The organism is Kitasatospora sp. NBC_00374, from assembly GCF_041434935.1.
In the GTDB taxonomy this organism is placed as follows: Bacteria; Actinomycetota; Actinomycetes; order Streptomycetales; family Streptomycetaceae; genus Kitasatospora.
The window spans coordinates 5,011,178-5,033,484 of the sequence record NZ_CP107964.1; the positions used below are offsets into that span (position 1 = coordinate 5,011,178).

Annotated in this window: 19 protein-coding genes, 1 pseudogene and 1 riboswitch; of the genes and pseudogenes, 18 read left to right on the top strand and 2 right to left on the bottom strand. The window is 71.8% G+C overall.

The annotated features are described in order from the left end of the window. Positions 1-528 precede the first annotated feature (528 nt). From mfd to OG871_RS22610, 4 genes are all read left to right on the top strand, one after another. On the top strand, positions 529-4,170 hold the full coding sequence (mfd, locus tag OG871_RS22595) for a transcription-repair coupling factor (protein WP_371498795.1): 3,642 nt from the start codon (positions 529-531) through the stop codon (positions 4,168-4,170). A 193-nt stretch (positions 4,171-4,363) separates the two neighbouring features. After that, entirely contained in the window at positions 4,364-4,999 is a 636-nt protein-coding gene (locus OG871_RS22600; protein WP_371498796.1) for a hypothetical protein, read from the top strand. A gap of 31 nt (positions 5,000-5,030) precedes the next feature. Continuing rightward, the gene (locus tag OG871_RS22605; protein WP_371498797.1) at positions 5,031-6,023 is read left to right on the top strand and encodes a MazG family protein; all 993 of its coding nucleotides are present in this window, start codon (positions 5,031-5,033) and stop codon (positions 6,021-6,023) included. A 238-nt stretch (positions 6,024-6,261) separates the two neighbouring features. Beyond that, a complete protein-coding gene (locus OG871_RS22610) occupies positions 6,262-7,488 on the top strand; it encodes an IS110 family transposase (protein ID WP_371498798.1) in 1,227 nt (408 codons plus the stop codon). 242 nt (positions 7,489-7,730) lie between these two features. Here OG871_RS22610 and OG871_RS22615 read toward each other — a convergent pair whose 3' ends face one another. After that, positions 7,731-8,330: a TetR/AcrR family transcriptional regulator gene (locus tag OG871_RS22615; RefSeq protein WP_371503388.1), complete on the bottom strand. Its 600-nt coding sequence runs from the start codon at positions 8,328-8,330 to the stop codon at positions 7,731-7,733. Positions 8,331-8,475: 145 nt separating this feature from the next. Between OG871_RS22615 and OG871_RS22620 the strand changes: the two genes are divergently transcribed. The 9 genes from OG871_RS22620 to OG871_RS22660 all read left to right on the top strand — a co-directional run bounded on the left by OG871_RS22620 (position 8,476) and on the right by OG871_RS22660 (position 16,680). After that, a complete protein-coding gene (locus OG871_RS22620; RefSeq protein WP_371498799.1) occupies positions 8,476-9,423 on the top strand; it encodes a DMT family transporter in 948 nt (315 codons plus the stop codon). Positions 9,424-9,598: 175 nt separating this feature from the next. After that, entirely contained in the window at positions 9,599-10,405 is an 807-nt protein-coding gene (locus OG871_RS22625; protein WP_371498800.1) for an MBL fold metallo-hydrolase, read from the top strand. A gap of 143 nt (positions 10,406-10,548) precedes the next feature. Further along, positions 10,549-11,241 carry a DsbA family protein gene (locus tag OG871_RS22630; protein WP_371498801.1) on the top strand — a complete coding sequence of 231 codons (693 nt, stop codon included), beginning with the start codon at positions 10,549-10,551 and terminating at the stop codon, positions 11,239-11,241. Between the two features lie 285 nt (positions 11,242-11,526). Further along, positions 11,527-12,708: an aminotransferase class I/II-fold pyridoxal phosphate-dependent enzyme gene (locus OG871_RS22635; protein ID WP_371498802.1), complete on the top strand. Its 1,182-nt coding sequence runs from the start codon at positions 11,527-11,529 to the stop codon at positions 12,706-12,708. Beyond that, a complete protein-coding gene (locus OG871_RS22640; RefSeq protein WP_371498803.1) occupies positions 12,695-13,204 on the top strand; it encodes a DUF6190 family protein in 510 nt (169 codons plus the stop codon). Before OG871_RS22635 ends, OG871_RS22640 begins: the two co-directional genes overlap by 14 nt. Next, complete coding sequence (locus OG871_RS22645; protein ID WP_371498804.1) at positions 13,201-13,986, top strand: dihydrodipicolinate synthase family protein; 786 nt, start codon at positions 13,201-13,203, stop codon at positions 13,984-13,986. Before OG871_RS22640 ends, OG871_RS22645 begins: the two co-directional genes overlap by 4 nt. Beyond that, positions 13,983-14,846 (top strand): iron-containing redox enzyme family protein, encoded by an 864-nt coding sequence (locus OG871_RS22650; RefSeq protein ID WP_371498805.1) that lies wholly within the window; start codon positions 13,983-13,985, stop codon positions 14,844-14,846. The genes OG871_RS22645 and OG871_RS22650 overlap by 4 nt, the downstream gene beginning before the upstream one ends. After that, a complete protein-coding gene (locus tag OG871_RS22655) occupies positions 14,843-15,145 on the top strand; it encodes a Rieske (2Fe-2S) protein (protein ID WP_371498806.1) in 303 nt (100 codons plus the stop codon). The genes OG871_RS22650 and OG871_RS22655 overlap by 4 nt, the downstream gene beginning before the upstream one ends. Beyond that, positions 15,142-16,680: a cytosine permease gene (locus OG871_RS22660; RefSeq protein WP_371498807.1), complete on the top strand. Its 1,539-nt coding sequence runs from the start codon at positions 15,142-15,144 to the stop codon at positions 16,678-16,680. The genes OG871_RS22655 and OG871_RS22660 overlap by 4 nt, the downstream gene beginning before the upstream one ends. Here OG871_RS22660 and OG871_RS22665 read toward each other — a convergent pair. Beyond that, positions 16,601-17,041: an SDR family NAD(P)-dependent oxidoreductase gene (locus OG871_RS22665; RefSeq protein ID WP_371498808.1), complete on the bottom strand. Its 441-nt coding sequence runs from the start codon at positions 17,039-17,041 to the stop codon at positions 16,601-16,603. The genes OG871_RS22660 and OG871_RS22665 overlap by 80 nt on opposite strands. A 160-nt stretch (positions 17,042-17,201) precedes the next feature. Between OG871_RS22665 and OG871_RS22670 the strand changes: the two genes are divergently transcribed. The 5 genes and pseudogenes from OG871_RS22670 to OG871_RS22690 all read left to right on the top strand — a co-directional run. Next, entirely contained in the window at positions 17,202-18,467 is a 1,266-nt protein-coding gene (locus OG871_RS22670) for a cytochrome P450 (protein WP_371498809.1), read from the top strand. A 346-nt stretch (positions 18,468-18,813) separates the two neighbouring features. Further along, positions 18,814-18,993, top strand: a riboswitch (cyclic di-AMP (ydaO/yuaA leader). Positions 18,994-18,996: 3 nt separating this feature from the next. Then, entirely contained in the window at positions 18,997-19,710 is a 714-nt protein-coding gene (locus tag OG871_RS22675; protein WP_371498810.1) for a transglycosylase family protein, read from the top strand. Between the two features lie 188 nt (positions 19,711-19,898). Continuing rightward, positions 19,899-21,185 carry a phosphopyruvate hydratase gene (eno, locus tag OG871_RS22680; RefSeq protein WP_371498811.1) on the top strand — a complete coding sequence of 429 codons (1,287 nt, stop codon included), beginning with the start codon at positions 19,899-19,901 and terminating at the stop codon, positions 21,183-21,185. A 103-nt stretch (positions 21,186-21,288) separates the two neighbouring features. Further along, positions 21,289-21,780 (top strand): septum formation initiator family protein, encoded by a 492-nt coding sequence (locus tag OG871_RS22685; protein ID WP_371498812.1) that lies wholly within the window; start codon positions 21,289-21,291, stop codon positions 21,778-21,780. Further along, positions 21,780-22,280, top strand: a pseudogene (locus OG871_RS22690) (DUF501 domain-containing protein); the annotation flags it as partial. The gene OG871_RS22685 and the pseudogene OG871_RS22690, both read left to right, overlap by 1 nt. Between the last annotated feature and the right edge of the window lie 27 nt (positions 22,281-22,307).

The following is a 22,307-nucleotide window of genomic DNA, read 5'->3' on the forward strand; positions in this document are numbered from 1 at the left end:
GGCTGCCCCACACCGCCTTCACACGAGGGTACGGAGCGCGGACCCGGCGCGGGCGGCTTCGCGGAAACGCGTGCACAACGGGCAGAGCGGGATCATCCCAACCAATGGAATCGGTCTGGAACGCCGACGGGCCGAGACCCTCGGCGCCCTCCAGGAAAGGGCGCCGAGGTCCCGGCGTGGGGGCACGGGCGCCCCCACCCAGGGCCGCCCGGCCTCGCATTCCGACCCCCATCGGAATACGAACGGTGCCGCTGCAGCCATCCCCCACGGTTGGGTGCGGCGGGCACGGGAACCATCCTGCGCGGCCACCATGGACGGGCAGTGACAGGAGTATGTCGACTTCATGATCTCTGGTGGCCCGCACGCACCGGGCGGGGCAGGCGGCGGCGCCCGGTGCATCGGGTGGCGGCGGGTGCCGCGGCGTAGGCTGGACACCCCCGGGGCGCATCGCGTGCCGGGCTGTTCGCGTTGCCCGGCCGGGCTCTCCGGCCTCGGGCCACTCCAGCCACGGAGCGAAGAAGAGACTTCATGAGCCTGTCCGGACTGCTCGATGTCGTCGTACGGGACGCCGCCCTCGCCGAGGCGATCGAGGCGGCGGCCACCGGCCGCCGTCAACACCTCGACCTGGTCGGGCCGCCCGCCGCCCGGCCGTTCGCGATCGCGGCGCTGGCCCGTTCGCTGGCCGGGGCCGCGGGTGAGCGGGGCCGCCCGGTGCTGGCCGTGACGGCCACCGGCCGGGAGGCGGAGGACCTCGCCGCCGCCCTGCGCTCGCTGCTGCCGGCCGACGCCGTCGCCGAGTTCCCGGCCTGGGAGACCCTGCCGCACGAGCGCCTGTCGCCTCGCTCGGACACGGTCGGACGGCGCCTCGCGGTGCTGCGCCGGATCGTCCACCCGCGGGCCGACGACCCGGCCGCCGGCCCGGTCCAGGTGGTGGTCGCCCCGGTCCGTTCGGTGCTCCAGCCGCAGGTGAAGGGGCTGGCCGAGCTGGAGCCGGTGGCGCTGCGGCGCGGGGAGCAGCACGACCTGGAGGAGGTCGCCCGCGGGCTCGCGGCGGCCGCCTACGCCAGGGTCGAACTGGTCGAGAAGCGTGGCGAGTTCGCCGTCCGCGGCGGCATCCTGGACGTCTTCCCGCCGACCGAGGAGCACCCGCTTCGGGTGGAGTTCTGGGGCGACGACGTCGAGGAGATCCGCTACTTCAAGGTCGCCGACCAGCGTTCGCTGGAGATCGCCGAGCACGGCCTGTGGGCCCCGCCCTGCCGGGAGCTGCTGCTCACCGGCGAGGTGCGGGCCCGGGCCGCCGCGCTGGCCGCGGAGCACCCGGAGCTGGCCGAGATCCTGGACAAGATCGCCCAGGGCATCGCCGTCGAGGGCATGGAGTCGCTGGCGCCCGTCCTGGTGGACGACATGGAGCTGCTGCTCGACGTGCTGCCGCAGGGGTCGATCGCGGTCGTCTGCGACCCGGAGCGGGTCCGGACCCGGGCGGCCGACCTGGTGGCGACCAGCCAGGAGTTCCTGCAGGCCTCGTGGGTGGCGGCGGCGGCCGGCGCGGACCGGCCGATCGACATCGAGCAGATCGACGTCTCGGCCGCCTCGCTGTGGTCCCTGGCCGACGTGCGCGAGCACGCCGCCGGGATCGGCCTGCCGTGGTGGTCGGTCAGCCCGTTCGCCACCAGCGACGCCGCGGTCGGCGAGGTGCCGGCCCGCGGCGAGGCCGCTGATCGGTACAGCGACGCCGGCACCCTCACCCTCGGCATGCACGCCGTGGAGGCGTACCGGGGCGACACCGCCCGGGCGATCGCCGACGCCAAGGAGCGGCTGGCCGCCGACTGGCGGGTCGTCATGGTGACGGAGGGCCACGGCCCGGCCGCCCGGCTGGCCGAGGTGCTCGGCAACGAGGGCATCGCGGCGCGGCTGGTGGCCGACCTCGCCGAGGCGCCGACCCGGGACGTCGTCCACGTCTCCTGCGGCTCGATCGAGCACGGCTTCGTCGACGAGGCACTCAGGCTGACCGTGGTCACCGAGACCGACCTGTCCGGCCAGAAGTCCTCCACCAAGGACATGCGCCGGATGCCGTCGCGGCGCCGCAACGCGATCGACCCGCTGGCCCTGGCGGCCGGCGACTACGTGGTCCACGAGGCGCACGGCGTGGGTCGGTACGTCGAGATGGTGCAGCGCACCGTCCAGGGCGCCACCCGCGAGTACCTGGTGCTGGAGTACGCCCCCGCCAAGCGCGGCCACCCCGGCGACCGGCTGTTCGTGCCGACCGACCAGCTGGACCAGGTGACCAAGTACGTCGGCGGGGAGGCCCCGACCCTGCACCGGCTCGGCGGCGCGGACTGGGCCAAGACCAAGCAGCGGGCCAAGAAGGCGGTCAAGGAGATCGCCGCCGATCTGATCAAGCTCTACTCGGCCCGGATGGCGGCCCCCGGCCACACCTTCGGCCCGGACACCCCGTGGCAGCGCGAGCTGGAGGACGCCTTCCCGTACGCGGAGACGCCGGACCAGCTGACCACCATCGCCGAGGTGAAGTCGGACATGGAGAAGTCCGTCCCGATGGACCGGCTGATCTGCGGCGACGTTGGCTACGGCAAGACCGAGATCGCGGTGCGGGCGGCCTTCAAGGCCGTGCAGGACGGCAAGCAGGTGGCGGTGCTGGTGCCGACCACGCTGCTGGTGCAGCAGCACTTCTCCACCTTCGCCGAGCGGTACGCCAACTTCCCGGTGGTGGTGAAGGCGCTCTCCCGGTTCCAGACCGACAGCGAGGCGAAGGCCGTCCTGGAGGGCCTGTTCGAGGGCTCGGTGGACGTGGTCATCGGCACCCACCGGCTGTTCTCCTCGGAGACCCGGTTCAAGGACCTCGGCCTGGTGATCGTCGACGAGGAGCAGCGCTTCGGCGTCGAGCACAAGGAGCAGCTGAAGAAGCTGCGGGCCAACGTCGACGTGCTGACGATGTCGGCGACGCCGATCCCGCGGACGCTGGAGATGGCCGTCACCGGGATCCGGGAGATGTCCACCATCACCACCCCGCCGGAGGAGCGGCACCCGGTGCTGACCTTCGTCGGCCCGTACGACGAGAAGCAGATCTCGGCGGCGATCCGGCGGGAGCTGCTGCGCGAGGGCCAGGTCTTCTACATCCACAACCGGGTGGAGTCGATCGACAAGGCGGCGGCCCGGCTGAAGGACCTCGTCCCCGAGGCGCGGGTCGCGACCGCGCACGGGCAGATGGGGGAGAACCTGCTGGAGAAGGTGGTGGTCGACTTCTGGGAGAAGGAGTTCGACGTGCTGGTCTCCACCACCATCGTGGAGTCCGGCATCGACATCTCGAACGCCAACACCCTGATCGTGGAGCGCGGCGACACCTTCGGCCTCTCCCAGCTGCACCAGCTGCGCGGACGGGTCGGGCGCGGCCGCGAGCGCGGGTACGCGTACATGCTGTACCCGCCGGAGAAGCCGCTGACCGAGACGGCGCACGAGCGCCTCGCCACCATCGCGCAGCACACCGAGATGGGCGCCGGCATGTACGTGGCGATGAAGGACCTGGAGATCCGCGGCGCCGGCAACCTGCTCGGCGGCGAGCAGTCCGGGCACATCGCCGGGGTCGGCTTCGACCTCTACATGCGGATGGTGGGCGAGGCGGTGGCCGAGTTCCGCGACTCGCTGGCGACCGGCGGCGCCGCGCCGGAGGAGGAGCCGCTGGAGGTGAAGATCGAGCTGCCGGTGGACGCCCACGTGCCGCACGACTACGCCCCCGGCGAGCGGCTGCGCCTGCAGGCGTACCGCTCGATCGCCGCGGTCAACTCGGAGGAGGACATCGTCCAGGTCCGCGAGGAGCTCACCGACCGCTACGGCAAGCTGCCGGAGCAGGTGGAGAACCTGCTGCTGGTGGCCGCGCTGCGGCTGTACGCGCGGCGCTGCGGCATCGGGGACATCACCCTGCAGGGGAACTTCGTCCGCTTCGGTCCGGTCGAGCTGCGGGAGTCGCAGCAGCTGCGGCTGAACCGGCTCTACCCGCGCAGCCAGGTGAAGGCCGCGGCCGCGCAGCTGCTGGTACCGAGGCCGAGCAGTGGCGGCCGGATCGGCGGCAAGCCGCTGGTCGGGCGTGAACTGCTGGCGTGGAGCTCGGAGTTCCTCGGCACCATGTTCGACGACCTGGCGGGGGCGAGGCGGTAGCCGGGCTTCGGTGGGGCCGGTCGCCGCAGCGGCCGGCCCCACCGGCGCCGGTGGCGGGCCATCCGTACGCCACCGACGGGTGACCCGTTCGGACCAAGGTCTGGCACCGGGCCGCACGGCTCCCTATTGTCTGTGCCTGTCAGGAGAACCACCGGAGACCGCACCAGCCACAGCCACACTCTGGAGGCCGCACGTGATCCGCACCAGCTCCGCCGCCCGCCGACTCGCCGGGACGGCGGCCGGACTCTCCCTCGCCGCCCTGCTGACCGCCTGTGGGAGTACCCCGGCCCACCAGGGCGCCGCAGTGGTGGTGGGCGACGAGCGGATCACCGTCGCCGCGGTGGAGGCGAAGGTCACCGCCGTCCGGGACGCGGCCGCCGCCCAGCCCGGCGGCTCCCGCGCGGAGCGGGCCGGCCTGGCCCGCCGAACCGTCGCCGAGCTGGTCCTGGACCGGGTGATCGCCCGGGCGCTGGCCGACCGCGGCGTCTCGGTCGCCGACACCGAGATCGTCCAGGCCCGGGAGGCCGACGCCAAGCTGCTGGGCGGCCCGGACGCGCTGGAGCGCGAGCTGCTCGGCAAGCAGGGCGTGCCGGCCACCGGCATCGAGGACTTCTACCGGCAGCAGCTGGGCCTGCAGAAGCTCGCCGCCGCCGACGGCCAGGACGCCCGGTCCGCGGCCGGGGACGCGGCGATCCGCAAGGCGCTGGTGACGGCCGGAACGGCGCTGCGGATCGAGGTCAACCCCCGCTACGGCCACTGGGACCCGGCGCAGATCGGGCTCACCGACGCGCCCGAGGACTGGCTGCCGCAGAACAGCACCCTCTACTGACCGGTCTGCCGGGCCGGGTAGGTTCGGGGATGTGGACACTCCGAAGCTGACCCTGCTGACCACCACCCACCGGGTGGCCCCCGGCCTGCTCTCCTGGCCCGCCTGGGAGGCGCTGCGCGGCGCCGCGCGGGTGCTCGCCGCGGACCCGGCCCACCCCCAACTGCCCGCGCTGCGGCAGGCGGGGGTCGAGGTCGAGCTCGTCGAACGCGGGACCGCCCCCGCGCTGGCCCGCCGGCTGGTCGGGGCCGCCCCGGTGCTCTGGCTCGGCAGCCCCGACGGGGACCCGGGGCTGACCGACGCGCTGGCCCGGATCTCGGTGGAGGAAGCCGGAACGGCGCCCGAGATCGAGGTGCTGCCCGGCTCGTACGACCTGCCCGGGGCGAGGCTGCTCGACCTGGCGTCGGTGATGGACCGGCTGCGCTCGCCCGGCGGCTGCCCCTGGGACGCCGAGCAGACCCACGGCAGCCTGGTGAAGTACCTGGTGGAGGAGGCCTTCGAGCTGGTCGAGGCGATCGAGGAGGGGGACCGCGAGACGCTCCGCGAGGAGCTCGGCGACGTCCTGCTGCAGGTGTTCTTCCACTCCCGGATCGCCGAGGAGCACCCGGAGGACCCGTTCTCGATCGACGACGTCGCGGGCGACATCGTCGAGAAGCTGATGTACCGACACCCGCACGTCTTCGGCGACGTGACGGCCACCGAGTCCGCCCAGGTCGAGGCCAACTGGGAGCAGCTGAAGGCTGCCGAGAAGCAGCGCGAGTCCGTCCTGGACGGCGTGCCGGCCGGGCTTCCCGCACTCGCCTACGCGGCCAAACTGGTCTCCCGGGTCCGCCGCGCGGGCTTCACCGGTGTGCCCGACCAGCCCTGGGAGCTGCCCGAGCGGCTCACCGACGAGTCGGCCGGCGCCCTGCTGCTGGCCGTCGCCCAGCGCGGCTACGACGCGGGCGTCGACGTCGACGCGGCCCTGCGCGCAGCGGCCCGCCGCTACCGCACCGCCGTCCGCTCCGCCGAAGGCCTCCCCGCCTAATGGGACTTGCTGAGTCGTAGAGACTCGGTGCCGTAGCCGCCAGCAGGTGAGCACTCTCTCCGCCGGAACCACTGCGAGTTCTGGGGTCAGACCGTGCCCCTGCTGGTCGGCCGGAAGGCCATGACCGCTGATGGGGTGGCGTGCCCGCCGAACAGGGCGTGAGCACTGGATCCATTAGGCCGCGTGCCGTGTCTTCCGCAGGCTGCACGACCAGCAAATACGCTATGGGGAGGAAGAGTTGCTGCTGATCGGCGACGACTGGGCCGAGGACCACCACGACGTCGAGGTCCAGGACGCGACCGGCCGACGCCTCGCAACCGCGAGGCTGCCCGAGGGCGCGGAAGGCATCGCCAAGCTGCACGAGCTCGTGGCCAAGCACGCCGGAGAGGACCCCGATCCCGCCGACGTGATCGTCGGGATCGAGACCGACCGCGGCACCTGGGTACAGGCCCTGCTCGCCGCCGGCTACCAGGTCTACGCGATCAACCCCCGACAGGTCGCCCGGTTCAAGGAGCGGTACAGCACCTCCGGCGCCAAGAGCGACAAGGGCGACGCCCACGCCTTGGCCGACATGGTCCGCATCGACCGCGACCAGCTACGGCCCATCGCCGGCGACAGCGACCAGGCCCAGGCCGTCAAGGTCGTGACCCGCGCCCACCAGACCCTGATCTGGGAACGCACCCGCACCTTCCAACGGCTCCGCAGCACGCTGCGCGAGTACTTCCCCGCCGCCCTGAACGCCTACGCGTCCCTGGAACTGACCAGCACCGACGCACTGGAACTGCTGATCAGAGCACCCACACCGCAGGCGGCGGCGAAGCTGACCCGCACCCAGATCGCCGCCGTCCTCGCCCGGGCCCGCCGACACAACCGGGACCAGAAGGCCGGCGCGATCCAGGCCGCACTGCGCGAGAAGCAGCTGGAGCTGCCCGAGCCAGTCACGGCCGCCTACGCGGCCGCCACCATTGCCCACTCCCGGCTCCTGCTCGCCCTCAACGAGCAGATAGCCGCGATGGAAAAGCAGGTGAGGGCGCATTTTCTCGCGCACCCGGACGCTGAGATCTACCTCTCCATGCCCGGCATCGGAGAGATCACCGGCGCCCGGGTGCTCGCCGAGTTCGGGGACGACCCCACCCGCTACACCTCCGCCAAAGCCCGCAAGAACTACGCCGGCACCAGCCCCGTCACCCGGGCCTCCGGCAAGAGCCACACCGTCCAGGCCCGCTACGTCCGCAACAACCGGCTCGCCGACGCCCTCCAGCGCCAGGCGTTCTCCGCCCTGCGCGCCTCACCCGGCGCCCGCCGCTACTACGACAAGCAGCGCGCACGCGAGGCCGGCTACAACCCCGCTCTCCGCCAGGTCGGCAACCGACTCGTCGGCATCCTCCACGGATGCCTCAAGACCCGCACCCACTACGACGAAGCAACCGCCTGGTCCCACCACGCACACCTCCATGCCGCTTGACCTCAAACGTCATGGGGTGTCTGACCCCACCCCGCGCCGCCTTTCTGCAGGGGCGCGGGGAACTGCGCGCCCCACCGGCCACGGCCCCCGCACTCGCCCACGGACCCCGCCCCGTACCCTCGGGTCTCCGTGGGCGTCCGCCTTCTCCAGGGGCGCGGGGAACTGCGCGAACAGCCGGCCAAGATCCCCGCACCCGCCCGCGAAGCCCGCCCCCCCCGCATCCCCGCCTGCGGGCCGCAGGCCTACCGCATGAAGCGCCGCGCCATCCCCGCCACGCACGCGATGATCCGGTCGCTGCTGATCCCCATCCGGTTGCGCTGGAAGTCGTAGAGCTCCGGGGCCAGCGGAGCGAGCAGCAGGTCGATGTGGGCGTCCGGGTCCGGGACGTCCGCGTCGACCAGCAGGGTGCGGATGTGGACCCGCCAGAACCCGTACGCGCCGGAGGTGAACCGGGCCGGCCCGGTCTCCGCGCCCAGGGCCAGCGGGAGGTGACGCTCCAGCAGGTCGATCGCGGCCACGTAGAAGGCCGCCAGTCGCTCCCCCGGGGGTGCGCCGGGCCCCAGCGGCGGGGGGCCGCTGAGCAACTGCTCCTGGAGCCGGTACTCGTGTTCGTCCAGCAGCGCGACGGCGACGGCGGCGGGGTCGGGGAAGCGCCGGTAGAGCGTGGCGCGGCCGACGCCGGCGGCCCTGGCCAGCTGGTCCATGGTGATGGTGGCCGGGTCTCTGGTGGCGAACAGCTCCTCGGCCGCGGCCAGGATCTGGGCGCGGTTGCGCGCCGCGTCGGCCCGTTCACGGGGCCTCGCCTGCGCCGGGGGAGTGGGGACCGGCAGGCCTGTGGTCATGGCCAGATCGCGTCGGTGCTGCCCGCTGTGCATGTTTTCGAGCTTACTACCCGACGCAGAAGAAACTGAGTCGACTGTCCACTTAGCCGCTGCGCGTGTACTCTAAATGGACACACTGTCCGTTTGACTCTGAGAGGACGAGGCCATGCACAGCGCGCTGCTCGCCGTAGCCCTGCTGGTCGGCTGCCTGTTGGCCGTCCAGGCCTCGGTGAATCTGCAGCTGAACTCGGCGGTCGGCACCCCCTACGGGGCCTCGACCGTGCAGCTCAGCGTCGCCACCGGCATCCTGATCGTCATCGCCGCCGTCTTCGGCACCCTGGGCGCGTTGGGCAAGCTCTCGGACGTCGAGGGCTGGCACCTGCTCGGTGGCCTGGCAAGCCCGCTCTACATCACCAGCGGCATCCTGCTGTTCCCACGCCTGGGGGCGCTGGTGAGCGTGGGGCTGTTCGTCACTGGTCAGATGTTCGCCTCCCTGGGCATCGACCTGCTCGGCCTGTTCGGGCTGGAGAAGAAGCCGGTCGGGGTCGGCATCGTGCTCGGTGCCATCGCGGTGCTGGTCGGCATCATCGTGATCGTCCGCGGCCAGTTGAAGGCCTCGGCGGGGGCCGCGCCCGGGGCCGCGCAGCTGGGCACCGCCGGCCGGGTCGGCTGGCTGGCGCTGGGCATCGTGGCCGGCGGCGTGCTGCCGATCCAGGGCGCCATCAACGCAAAGCTGCGCGCCGACCTCAACGCGCCGGTCACCGTCGCGGCGATCAGCTTCACGGTCGCCACGGTCACCATCGCCGTGGTGCTGCTGGCGCTGCGGGCCACCAACCGCACGCCGGCGCCGAAGGTCGCCCCGCTGAAGAAGATGCCCTGGTGGGGCTGGCTCGGCGGCGCCTGCGCGGCGGCCTACGTGACCGGCACCTTCATGCTCATCCCCAGCATCGGTGCGGCGGTGACGGTGGCGCTCACCGTCACCGGGCAGCAGCTCACCTCGGCCGTGATCGACCACAACGGACTGTTCCGGCTGCCGAAGCGCGCACTGAACTCGTCCCGGCTGGTCGGTCTGGTCTGCCTGATCGGCGGCTCGCTGGCGATCCAGCTGTCCTGAGCCGATCCGGACGTCCTGACCCGGTCCGGCCGTCCTGCGCCGCGGGCCGGCCGCCGTGGCCGCACGGACGCCCGGGGTCCGCCCCGGGCGTCCGTCCCGCACGCCCCTCTCGCACGCGACTCTCGCACGTCCGAACCTCCCCGTCCCGTCGACGTCCAGCTCGGAGGTCCCATCCATGAGAGACAGCTATCAGGCCGGCCCGAACATCCAGGTGATCCCGTCCGACCTGCCGATCCCGGGGCTCGGCCTGCAGGCGGTCAACGCCTTTCTGGTCCGCGGCGAGGAGCCCTTCCTGGTCGACACCGGCATGCCGGTGGACCGGGTCGCGTTCCAGAAGGCGCTCTGGGACCTGATCGACCCGGCCGACCTGCGCTGGGTGGTCGTCACCCATGACGACCGGGACCACACCGGCAGCCTTCCGGCCATTCTGGACGCGGCTCCGCAGGCCCGGCTGATCACCAACCCGATATCGCTGACGCGGCTCGGAGAGGAATTCCACATACCGGGCGAGCGGGTGGTGACGGTCAATCCGGGAGGTACCTGGAAACTCCCCGACCGGACGATCAGCTTCCATCGTCCACCGACCTACGATTCCCCGGGAACGGTCGCGCTGTTCGATCACTCGGACGGCACGCTGTACAGCTCGGACAGTTTCGGGACGGTGGTGTCGGAGCCGGCCCAGCACCTCTCGGAAATACCGGAGGAGGAGTTCTTCGCCGGATTCTCCGTACTCAACCGGGCCATCGCCCCCTGGACGGCGGTGGCCGGCGAGGAGAAGTTCCGGCGGGTTCTCGCCAAGATCGCCGGGCTGCGGCCGGCCCGGCTGCTCAGCGCGCACGGACCGACGGTGGAGGGCCGGGTCGACGACCTGTTCACCGCGATGTCGGAGATCCCCTCCCTCCCCGCCTGGCTCGCCGACGCGGACCTGGACCTCGACGCGGCGCTGGCCGCGCACGAGGCCGAGTCCTCGGTGGGCTCGTGAGTCCCGGCCCGCACCGCCGTCCCGGCAGTTCCGGGGCGAACCCGCAGGCCACGGCCGCACCCGCGGCACCGTCAGTACCCGCCGCAACCTCTGGACCATCCGCAGCACTCGCAGCATCCGCACCGTTCGACAGGAGCCACCCCATGTCCGCAGCCGACCTGACCCCGCAGCCGGGTGTCGTCACCGTCTTCTCCGACATCTGGTGTTCGTTCGCGCACATCGCCGTGCACCGCTTGCACACCGCCCGCACCCGGCTCGGGCTGGACGGCAAGGTCTGGTTCGACCACCGGGCCTTCCCGTTGGAGCTGCTCAACAACGCGCCCAGCCCGCGCCCGGGCACCGACAGCGAGGTGGCCCGGAACGCGAGCCTGGAGCCCGGGGCCGGCTGGCAGCTCTGGCAGGCCAAGGACTGGCTGTACCCGTCGACCACGCTGCCGGCCCTGGAGGCGGTGCAGGCCGCCAAGGCGCAGAGCTTCCGGGCCGCCGAGCAGCTGGACCTGGCGCTGCGCAGGGCGTTCTGGGCGGAGTCCCGCTGTATCAGCAACCGCAAGGTGATCCTGGAGGCCGCCCGGTCCGCCGAGGTGGTCGACGTCGACGAGCTGGAGGCGGCCCTGAACGACGGCCGCGCCCGCAGCGAGCTCTCCGCGCAGGCCGCTGTCTCCGCGACGGACCGGGTCAACTGCAGTCCGCACCTGTTCCTGCCGGACGGCACGGACCACGCCAACCCGGGCATCAAGGTCCGCTGGGAGGGCGGCTACGGCATCGGCTGGCCGGTGATCGAGAGCGACGACCCGAAGGCCTTCGACGACCTGCTCCAGCGGGCCGCCGCGGCCTGATTCCTCGCCGTCCGATGCGCCGCGGCAAGGTTCGCGGCCGTCGGAACGTATTTTCATAGCGCATCTCGAATAGGCATCCCGGGGTCTCCGGGGTGCCTATTCGTGCTGCCCGGAAAGTCTCATCACGAACCAATCTCGGGCGCTGAATGTAAATTCAAAGTTATCGTTCTGTTACCCCTGGGCGCGGCGATGCTCCTCTAGGGTGATGAACGAAGATTCGAAGGTCGTTCCCGTGATCGAATCTTCATCACCCGTATTTCGATCAGCAGCAAGGGGGATATTGCTATGTCGAGCACGAGCACCTCCGACGTCAGCTCCTTCGTGGACCTGACTCAGCACGAGATCGAAGCACTCAAGACCAGGTTCAACCTGGCCGACGCGCACACGCACCAGCGTCAGTCGGCGAGCCAGGACAAGATCGTGGGCCGGCTGCCGGAGCTCTGGTACGAGTCCGAGCAGAACCAGCAGTCCTACTTCGAGGCGCAGTTCATCGACGCCTTCTTCCGACTGCACCGCCAGCCCACCGCCCGCACGATGGGCCGGACCCTGCTCTCGTACTCGGCGAGTGTGGCCACCATGGTCGCCGCGATGTATCTGAAGCGGCGTGAGATGACGGTCTCGCTCATCGAGCCCTGCTTCGACAACCTCACCGACCTGCTGCGCAACATGCAGGTGCCGTTGAAGCCGCTCCCGGAGCAGACGCTGGCCGAGACGGCCGGCATCTACGACGGGCTGGTCGCCAACGTCGAGACGGACGCCATCTACCTGGTCGACCCGAACAACCCGACCGGGTTCACCCTGCTCGCCCAGGGGCTGGACGGCTTCCGCGAGGTCATCCGCTACTGCGTCGACCACGACAAGCTGCTGATGATCGACTTCTGCTTCGCCTCCTTCGCCCTGTGTGATCCGGAGATCGGGCGGGTGGACGTCTACCAGCTGTTGGAGGAGTCCGGCGTCACCTACATGGTGATCGAGGACACCGGCAAGACCTGGCCGATCCAGGACGCCAAGTGCGCGATGATCACGGCCAGCCGGAACATCCACGAGGACGTCTACAACCTGCACACCAGCGTCCTGCTGAACGTCTCCCCGTTCGTCCTCAACATGGTGACCCAGTACATCGAGGACTCCATCGAGGACGGCTTCGAGTCCGTCCGCGAGATCATCACCCAGAACCGCCGGGCCGCCGAGTGGGCGCTGGACGGCGCGGTGCTGGAGTACCAGACGCCGGTGGTCAACACCAGCGTCGCCTGGTTCCGGATCAAGCCCGAGCACCTGACCGCCTCGGCGCTCCAGGCCGAGCTGTACGACTCCGAGGTGTACGTGCTGCCCGGCACCTTCTTCTACTGGAACGAGCCGAGCCGCGGGGAGCGTTACGTGCGCCTCGCGCTGGCCCGTGAGCCCAAGGTCTTCGCCTCGGCGATGGAGCGGCTCCGCGAGGTGCTGAAGCGCCATGAGCAGCTCTGAGACCTTCATCGACGGCACCGCCTTCATGGCGATGCACAGCAGCGACGAGACGGTGCGACGGAGCTTCAAGGAGTTCTTCGTCAGCCGGCTCAGCGGTCGGGTGATCCTGAACCTGGAACAGGTCGGCTGGTGCGACAACCTGGTCTGGCAGTACTCCCGGCAGGTCCAGGACGCCTACTACCCGTTCATGGACAACCTCCACACCGACATGCGGATCGACCGGATCGGCTACTCGGACGGCGACCTCGCGGCCGCGGCCGGCACGCCCGAGCTGGCCGGACTCCCGCTCACCCAGCGGCTGCTGCTCGGCCAGGTGGTCAACCGGGGCGGCACGCTGGTCACGGCGGACCCGGCCCTGCGGGCCCGGCCCGGGCTGCCGGTCGCCGCGGTGCCCCTGCCGGCCCGGGAGCCCGTCTTCCCCGGCCTGCTGGAACCGCTCTACCAGGACTCGCTCGCCCTGCGGGTGCCGCCCTCCGGCTCTGAGGAGAAGTCATGACGTACTCCGGAACGATCGCTCCGCTGGTCACCCCGGTGGATGCCGACGGCCGGGTCCACGAGGCGAGCGTGGCCCGACTGATCGGGTCCGTCCGGGCCGAGGTCACCGGTCTGATGCCGGCGCTGAGCTCCGGCGAGGGCTGGAAGCTGAGCGAGGCGCAGTGGCGGGACATGATCACGTACACGGTCCGGTACGCGGACGGGCTGCCGGTGCTGGCCGGCATCCATCTGCCGGACACCGAGGCCGTGATCGAACGGGCGAGAGTCGCCCTCGACCTGGGGGCCGCGACCGCGGTGGTGACGACCCCGTTCCGGTCGGACATCTCCCAGGACGAGATCTACCAGCACTACCGGCGGATCCGTGAGGCGGTGCCGATCCCGCTCTTCCTCTACAACGAGGAGGCGGTCTCCGGCAACAAGATCGAGCTGGAGACCCTGCTGCGGATCTGCGAACTCCCGGGCATCGTCGGCATCAAGGAGTCCAGCGGCTCCGCCGAGTACACCCGGCGGGCCGCGGCCGGGCTCACCATCCCGGTCTTCGAGGGCTGGGAGAACCTGCTCTCCGACGTCCCCGGCGTCGCGGGCATGATCGGCCCGCTGGCCAACCTGGACCCGGCGCTGTGCAACGCCGTCCTGGTGGACCCGGCGCCCGAGGTGCAGAAGCGGGTCGACGAGGCCTGCGAGCGGTACGGCATCTTCCGCGACGACTGGTACCGCTACGTCAAGCAGGAGCTGCACCGCCGCGAGGTCATCGCCTTCCCGGACGTGGTGGCCGAGCGGTGAGCGCGACCCTGGAGACCGAGGCGCAGGCCCGACTCCGGGACCAGCGCAGGCTGTTCCGGCTCAACCGCCGGCTGCCGACCGCCGAGGAGTACGGCTGGATGCGGGCCACCGAGGAGGCCTGGATCGGTCGGCTGGCCGAGGAACACGCGGCGGCGGCGCCGCGGTTCGAGTCCGTCGCGGCGCTGATAAAGGCGCTCGGCGCACTGCACGCGGCCGAGCAGGCGGACATCCCGCCCAGCCAGGACTACCTGGCGCTGACCGCCGACCTGGACGAGTTCAAGGCCGTGGTCGCGCAGTTCGCGGTCGACGGGCTGATCGAGTCGCAGCCGCTGCTGCCGGTGGTGCCCCGGCTGCCGTACCGCTCGGGCATGGCCGTCTTCCGGGTGCTGATCGACGAACTCGGCTGCGGCAACGAGGAGCAGGCGCACTCCCAGCTCTACCGGGACCTGCTCACCGAGCTCGGGATGTCCGTGGAGCTGGAGGACTACATCGACGGGACCGGTGCCGCCGGCCTCGCCTACGTCAACCTCTTCCACTGGCTGGCCGCCCGGGCCGAGTCGCCGGAGTACTTCCTCGGCGCCTACGCCTACTTCGAGGCCAGCGTGCTGTACGGCTTCCAGGGTTTCGCCCAGGCGGCCAAGCGGCTCGGCATCACCCACCACCAGTACTTCACCGAGCACCTCTACATCGACCAGTACCACAGCCGCCAGATGCGCTCCGCGATCCGCGCCTACGACGAGGAGCTCGGGGCGGACCTGGCCAAGGTGTGGGCGGGGGTCACGCTGACCAGTGCCGTGGTCGGCGAGGCCAACGACGCGGCGGTCGCGTACGCCCGGGCCCGGGCGGGGGCGGCGTCATGACCGCCGCCACGGGCCCACGGGTGCGGCAGGTGACCGACCAGCTGGTCCTGGTGGAGATCTCCGGCCGCCGGGTGCTGGTCCAGGCCGCCTGCCCGCACCGCAAGGGCCGGCTGCTGTTCGGACACGTGGACGAGCAGACCCTGCGGATCCGCTGCCCGCTGCACAGCTCGACCTTCGACCTCGACTCGGGCCGGCGCACCGCCGGGCCGGCCTGCGACCCGCTCCGGGTGGTCGCGGTGGTCGCGGACGGCTCGGACGGCAGCCGCGAGGCCGCCGCCCTGGCCGACGGGGCGAGGTGACGGCGGACCGCCGTGAACTGTCCGACCTGGGGGCCGCCGCCCGCGGCCCCCAGGTCGAGCAGCACGGCATCGACCCCATACCCGAGTCCGAACGGACCTCCGGACCCGGCGAGTTCGGCTGGATCTGGTCCTCCGCCCAGTTCTGCTTCGGCACCGTCGTGCTCGGCGCGCTGCCGGTCAGCTACGGCCTGGGCTGGTGGGCGGCGTGCACCGCGATCCTGGCCGGTGTCGCGGTCGGCACCCTGATGGTCCTGCCGCTGGTCCGCTTCGGCCTGCGGACCGGTCTCAACGACCCGATGGCCAGCGGCGCGCACTTCGGCGTCCGCGGCCGGGCCCTGGGCAACGTGATCACCATCGCGGTGGCGATCGGCTTCTTCGCCATCTCGGTGTGGACCGGCGGCACGGCCGTGATGGTCGCCGCGCACGAGATCATCGGCACCCCGGTCGGCCGCGGCCCGCTGGCCCTGGCCATGCCGGCCGCCGCGGTGGCGGTGGTGCTGGTCGCGGCGCTCGGGCACAACGCCCTGGTCCGCACCTACAAGGCCACCGCCGTCCTGGGCGGCCTGATGCTGCTCTTCCTGGTCGTCGTCCTGGCGCCCGGGTTCGAACCCGGCTACGGCGGCGGCGAGCTCGCCCTCGGCAGCCCGGGTGCCACCTGGCTGCTGGCCGCCACCGCCTCGGCGGCGGCGCCGCTCTCGTACGCCACCTTCCAGGGCGACTACAGCCGCTACATGTCCGGTCGCCGCGGCGACCGGCCGGTGCTGCTGTGGGCGGGGGCAAGCATGTTCCTCACCTGCATCGCCGCCCTGCTGGTCGGCGCGTACGTGACGACCTTCTTCCCCACCGACCCGCTCTGGCTGCAGGGCCTGACCGACGCCGTGCCGGGCTGGAGCGTCCCGGTGATCGTGGTGTTCGGCCTGGTCGGCACCCTCCCGCAGGGCGGCCTGTGCCTGTACGCGGCCGGGCTCTCGGTCAACTCGCTGTTCTGGCGCACCTCGCGGGCCACCGCCACCCTCGCGGTCGCGGTGCCCTCGATCCTGGCGCTCTACCTCGGTGCGGTGGTGTACGACGCGATGGACTCGATGTCCGCGTTCGTCTCGCTGCTGCTCACCGCGGTGGCGCCCTGGGCGGCCGTCCTGACCGTCGGCTACCTGTTCCACCGCGGCCGGTACCACCCGGCCGAACTCGCCCCGGCCGTCGCACCGGCGGGCCGCTACTGGTACACCCGCGGGCTCAACCCACGGGCGGTGGCGGCCTTCCTCACCGGCGCGGTGCTGGGCGTGCTCTGGGTCAACAACCCGCTGTACGTCGGCCCGCTGGCCGAGCTGACGGCGGGCGTCGACCTCAGCCTGCCGGTCTCGTTCGGCGCCGCGGCACTCGTCCACACGGCGCTGTGCCTGCTGTGGCCGGAGCCGGCCGGGGCGGCCGGCGCCCGGTTCGTGCCCGAGGCGGTGCTCAGCCCTGCGGAGCCGCCGCCACCGGCGCGACCGGAGCCGGCACCGACTCCCGGCGCTGGGCCGGTACGACCTCGCTGATCGCCTCGCCGACCAGCGCCAGCAGTTCGGCCAGCGGGTCGAGGTGGTCGGGCAGGTCGGCGAGCGCCACGATCCGCTCGCCGTCCGGTCCGGCCACCGCGAACAGGTCGATCGGGCCGAGGTGCTTGCGGGCGGTCTCCACCAGCGCGGCGACGTCGCTGGGCTGGTGGACGTCCGCGCTCACCCCGACCACCGGGCAGCCGGGCCGGTCCAGCTCGGTGGCCAGGTCCTCGGCCACCCCCGGGTGGAGATCCGCGATCAGGAGACCGGCCGCGCCCGCGGCGGCGAAACGGCGCGCGAGGTCGGCCCCCGACCCGCCGCCGAGCACCGCGATGACCACCACTGCCCCGGTTACTCGCATGGCCTGCTCCTCCTTCAGAGCGAAACCCCGTGGACCGCACCGCACAGCGGCCCACACACGGTTGTCGGAGGATCGTAGGCACGCAGCGACCCTCCGCAACAGGGATTACCCCTCAGGTGACCAGACTCACGCCCGCGCAGGCAAAGGTTACGGTCATGACATGCCGGAATCCGTCGAGTCCACCCAGCCCGAGCTCTTCACGTGGGAGTTCGCCGCCAATCCCTACCCCGCGTACGCCTGGCTGCGTGAGCACGCCCCCGTGCACCGCACCACACTGCCCAGCGGGGTGGACGCCTGGCTGGTGACCCGGTACGCGGACGCCCGGCAGGCGCTCGCCGACAGCCGGCTGTCCAAGAACCCCGCCCACCACAGCGGGCAGGGCCACCGCAGCGGCCGGGTCGGCATCCCGGGCGAGCGGCAGGCGGACCTGATGACCCACCTGCTGAACATCGACCCGCCGGACCACACCCGGCTGCGCCGCCTGGTGTCCAAGGCCTTCACCCCGCGCCGGGTCGCCGAGTTCGAACCCCGGGTGCAGCAGCTGACCGACCGGCTGATCGACGACTTCGCGGCCCGCGGCTCGGCCGACCTGATCCACGAGTTCGCCTTCCCGCTCCCCATCTACGCCATCTGCGACCTGCTCGGGGTCCCGGCCGAGGACCAGGACGACTTCCGGGACTGGGCCGGGATGATGATCCGGCACGGCCGCGGCCCGCGCGGCGGAGTGGCCCGGGCGGTCAAGAAGATGCGCTCCTACCTGCTGGAGCTGATCCACCGCAAGCGGGCCGACCTGGGCGACGACCTGATCTCCGGCCTGATCCGGGCCAGTGACCACGGCGAGCACCTGACCGAGAACGAGGCCGCGGCGATGGCCTTCATCCTGCTCTTCGCCGGCTTCGAGACCACCGTCAACCTGATCGGCAACGGCCTGTACGCGCTGCTCGGCCACCCCGAGCAGCGGGTCCTGCTGCAGGAGTCCGTCCGGCGCGGCGAGCGCGCGCTGCTGGCCACCGCCGTGGAGGAACTGCTCCGCTACGACGGACCGGTGGAGCTGGCGACCTGGCGGTTCGCCACCCACCCGCTCAGCATCGGCGGGGTGGACATCCCGGTCGGCGACCCGGTCCTGGTGGTGCTCGCCGCGGCCGACCGCGACCCGGCGCGCTTCGCGGCGGAGAACACCCTGGACCTGGCCCGCCGGGACAACCCGCACCTGGGCTTCGGCCACGGCATCCACTACTGCATCGGCGCCCCGCTGGCCCGGCTTGAGGGACAGCTCGCCATCGCCACCCTGTTGACCCGCCTCCCCGACCTCCGGCTCGACGCTGACCCGGACGCCCTGCGCTGGCGCGGCGGCCTCATCATGCGCGGCCTGCGCGAACTCCCGGTCGCGTTCACGCCGCCTGCCGGGGATTCGATTCGGGCATGACATTCCTCCATTCGGACGCGTGCTGACGAGGCGTCGTTCCGGCGGCCGGAAATCGGCTGTTTCCAGCCCGGGAGTCCGCGGGAAGGTGTTCCGGCTGTCCGGAAACAGCCCGGACGGGGGTGTCGGACACGCGGCTCGGCGTGTCCTTGGGGTTGTCCGGCGGGTCCGCTGAATGCTCATCAACCCGGACATACCGGGATAGTTGGCAGACGATCCATGACGGTACGTAATTTATGCGTGATGTTGGCGATATGAGCTTGTGATTGACCGACAGATCTGCCTAATCTCCGTGGAGCCCGCAGCCGTGGGCCCCGAACGCGGAACGCCGAATCCTGTCCGCCGCGCCTCGGGAAACCGACCAGACCCTGGACAGGGGCGGGGGACCCAGGTTTGTTGCCGTCCCCAACGGCTAGGGGTGAAGCCGCCGATGCGGAAGCAGGAACCCCCTCCTGCTCCGCCGAGGCGGACGGGCCAACCTCCCGGTCCGAACCCGACAGCTCACCTCGCAGGCGTGCGGAGAGGAATCCTCATGCTGTTCACCGGAACGGGCCGTCACCGTCGCAGGACCCAGGCCGAGAAGGTCATCGCCGCCGCAGGCGTGGCCGGAGTCGGTCTGGCACTGCCGCTGCTCACCGCCGGCGGCGCACACGCCGCACCCGTGTCGACCTGGGACCGGGTCGCGCAGTGCGAGAGCGGCGGCAACTGGGGGATCAACACCGGCAACGGCTTCTACGGCGGGCTGCAGTTCACCCCCAGCACCTGGAAGTCGTTCGGCGGTACGCGGTACGCCGCGCAGGCCAACCAGGCCTCCAAGGGCCAGCAGATCGCCGTCGCCGAGAAGGTCCTGGCCTCGCAGGGGCCCGGCGCCTGGCCGGTCTGCTCCGTCAAGGCGGGGCTCACCAAGGGCGGTGCGCCCGCGCAGGTGGACGCCGGGGACTCGGACGAGGGCTCCGCCCGCAGCGCCGCCCCGGCCAAGGCGGCCAAGAAGCCCGCCACGCCGAAGGCCCCGCGGCCCGCCGCGCCCAAGGAGGCCGTCGCCCAGGAGGACGAGCCCGCCGTGTCGGACGACCCGGCCGCGCAGTCCGGCGACGCCTACACCGTGAACCCGGGCGACACCCTGTCCGGCATCGCCGACGCCCGGCACCTCGCCGGCGGCTGGCAGCAGCTCTACCAGGCCAACCAGGCCGTGATCGGTGCCGACCCGGACCTGATCGAGCCCGGCCAGGTGCTCCGGCTCGGCTGACCGCGGCCGGGTGGAAGGCCGCCCCGTTCGGGGCGGGGCGGCCTGTTTTGTGGGCATTCAGGTGAACTACCGGTCGGTAGCCGGGTCACACGGTGAGACGGGGCCACGGTCTGCGCGGCCCGGGCGTCGCGTGCGGTTAGGCTCTGGTCGTAACGACAACACATCCCGCTTCCGCAAGGAGATGCCTCGTGCCGTCCATTGATGTCGTCGTAGCCCGTGAGATTCTCGACTCGCGCGGTAACCCCACGGTCGAGGTCGAGGTCGGGCTCGACGACGGCAGCACGGGCCGTGCCGCCGTCCCGTCCGGCGCCTCCACCGGCGCCTTCGAGGCTCTCGAGCTGCGTGACGGCGACAAGAACCGCTACTTCGGCAAGGGTGTCGAGAAGGCCGTTCTCGCCGTCATCGAGCAGATCGGCCCGGAGCTGGTCGGCTACGACGCCACCGAGCAGCGCCTGATCGACCAGGCCATGCTCGACCTGGACGCCACCCCGGACAAGTCCTCGCTCGGCGCCAACGCGATCCTCGGCGTCTCCCTCGCCGTGGCGCACGCCGCCTCCGAGGCCTCCGACCTGCCGCTGTTCCGCTACCTCGGTGGCCCGAACGCGCACGTCCTGCCGGTCCCGATGATGAACATCCTCAACGGCGGTTCGCACGCGGACTCCAACGTGGACATCCAGGAGTTCATGATCGCCCCGATCGGCGCGGAGTCCTTCTCCGAGGCCGTCCGCTGGGGCGTCGAGGTCTACCACACGCTCAAGGGCGTGCTGAAGGAGCGCGGCCTCTCCACCGGCCTGGGCGACGAGGGCGGCTTCGCGCCGAACCTGGACTCCAACCGCGAGGCGCTCGACCTCATCACCGAGGCCATCAAGAAGGCCGGCTACACCCCGGGCAAGGACGTCGCGCTCGCCCTGGACGTCGCCGCCTCCGAGTTCCACCAGGACGGCTCGTACCAGTTCGAGGGCAAGGCGATCTCCTCCGCCGAGCTCATCGACTACTACGCCGAGCTGGTCGCCGCGTACCCGCTGGTCTCCATCGAGGACCCGCTGGACGAGTCGGACTGGGACGGCTGGAAGGCCATGACCGACAAGCTCGGCGACAAGGTCCAGCTGGTCGGCGACGACCTGTTCGTCACCAACCCGGAGCGCCTGCGCCGCGGCATCGAGTCCGGCACCGCCAACGCGCTGCTGGTGAAGGTCAACCAGATCGGCTCGCTGACCGAGACCCTGGACGCCGTCGAGCTGGCCCAGCGCAACGGCTACCGCTGCATGATGTCGCACCGCTCCGGCGAGACCGAGGACGTCACCATCGCCGACCTCGCCGTCGCCACCAACTGCGGCCAGATCAAGACCGGCGCCCCGGCCCGTTCCGAGCGCGTCGCCAAGTACAACCAGCTGCTGCGCATCGAGGAGATCCTCGACGACGCCGCCGAGTACGCGGGCCGCGGCGCGTTCCCGCGCTTCAAGTCCGAAGGCTGAGCCTGACACACGGCCGTTGCACCTGGGCCCCGGTCCTCACCCCGTAGGGTGGGTGCCGGGGCCCCGGCGTGCAGGGCCCGCTCACCGCGGGGAGGGGTAGGAGATGGCCAGGTGGAGGATTCCGGGGCTCGCGACGCGGCCGCGGTTCACCAGCCGGGCCACCGTCCTGGTACTCGTCCTGTGCTCGCTGGTGGCGATACTCGCCTACCCCGCCCGGCAGTTCATCGCGCAGCGGTCCGAGGTCGCCGAACAGCGGGCGCGGGCGGAGCAGGTCCGGCAGCAGGTCGAGCAGCTCACCCGGGACCGGGCCCGCTGGCAGGACCCGGAGTACGTGAAGGCGCAGGCGCGGGAGCGGCTGCACTACGCGCAGCCGGGTGAGACGCCGTTCGTGTCGGTGGACCCGACGCCCTCGGCGACCGTGAAGTCCTCGTCGGCCGGTGCGGCCCCCGCAGCCCAGGCGAAGCCCCTCAAGCCGTGGTACGCCGGATTCTGGGAGTCGGTCGACCTGGCCGACACCGCCCCGCCCCCGACCGGACCCGCCCCCAGCGCCGAAGCGCACCCGAACCCCCGCCCCTCATCGAAGACAGACCGCTGATGACCACTGAGCACACTCCCGTCGCCGACTCCGACGTCGCCGCCATCGCCGCCCAGCTCGGCCGTGTCCCGCGCGGCCTGCGCGGCGTCGCCCACCGCTGCCCCTGCGGCAACCCGGACGTCGTGGAGACGGCGCCCCGGCTGCCCGACGGCACCCCCTTCCCCACCCTCTACTACCTGACCTGCCCCAAGGCCGCCTCGCTGATCGGCACCCTGGAGGCGGACGGCGTGATGAAGGATCAGACGGCCCGGCTGGCCGAGGACCCGGAGCTGGCCGCCGCCTACCGGGCGGCGCACGAGGACTACATCGCCCGGCGGGACGCGATCGAGGTGCTGGAGAACTTCCCGAGCGCCGGCGGCATGCCGGACCGGGTGAAGTGCCTGCACGTGCTCGTCGGCCACTCGCTGGCGGCCGGCCCCGGCGTGAACCCGCTCGGCGACGAGGCGATCGGCATGCTGGAGGACTGGTGGGCCAAGGGCCCGTGCGTGTCCCCGGCCGAGGTGGCCGCGAGCGCCGCCGCCGTCGCC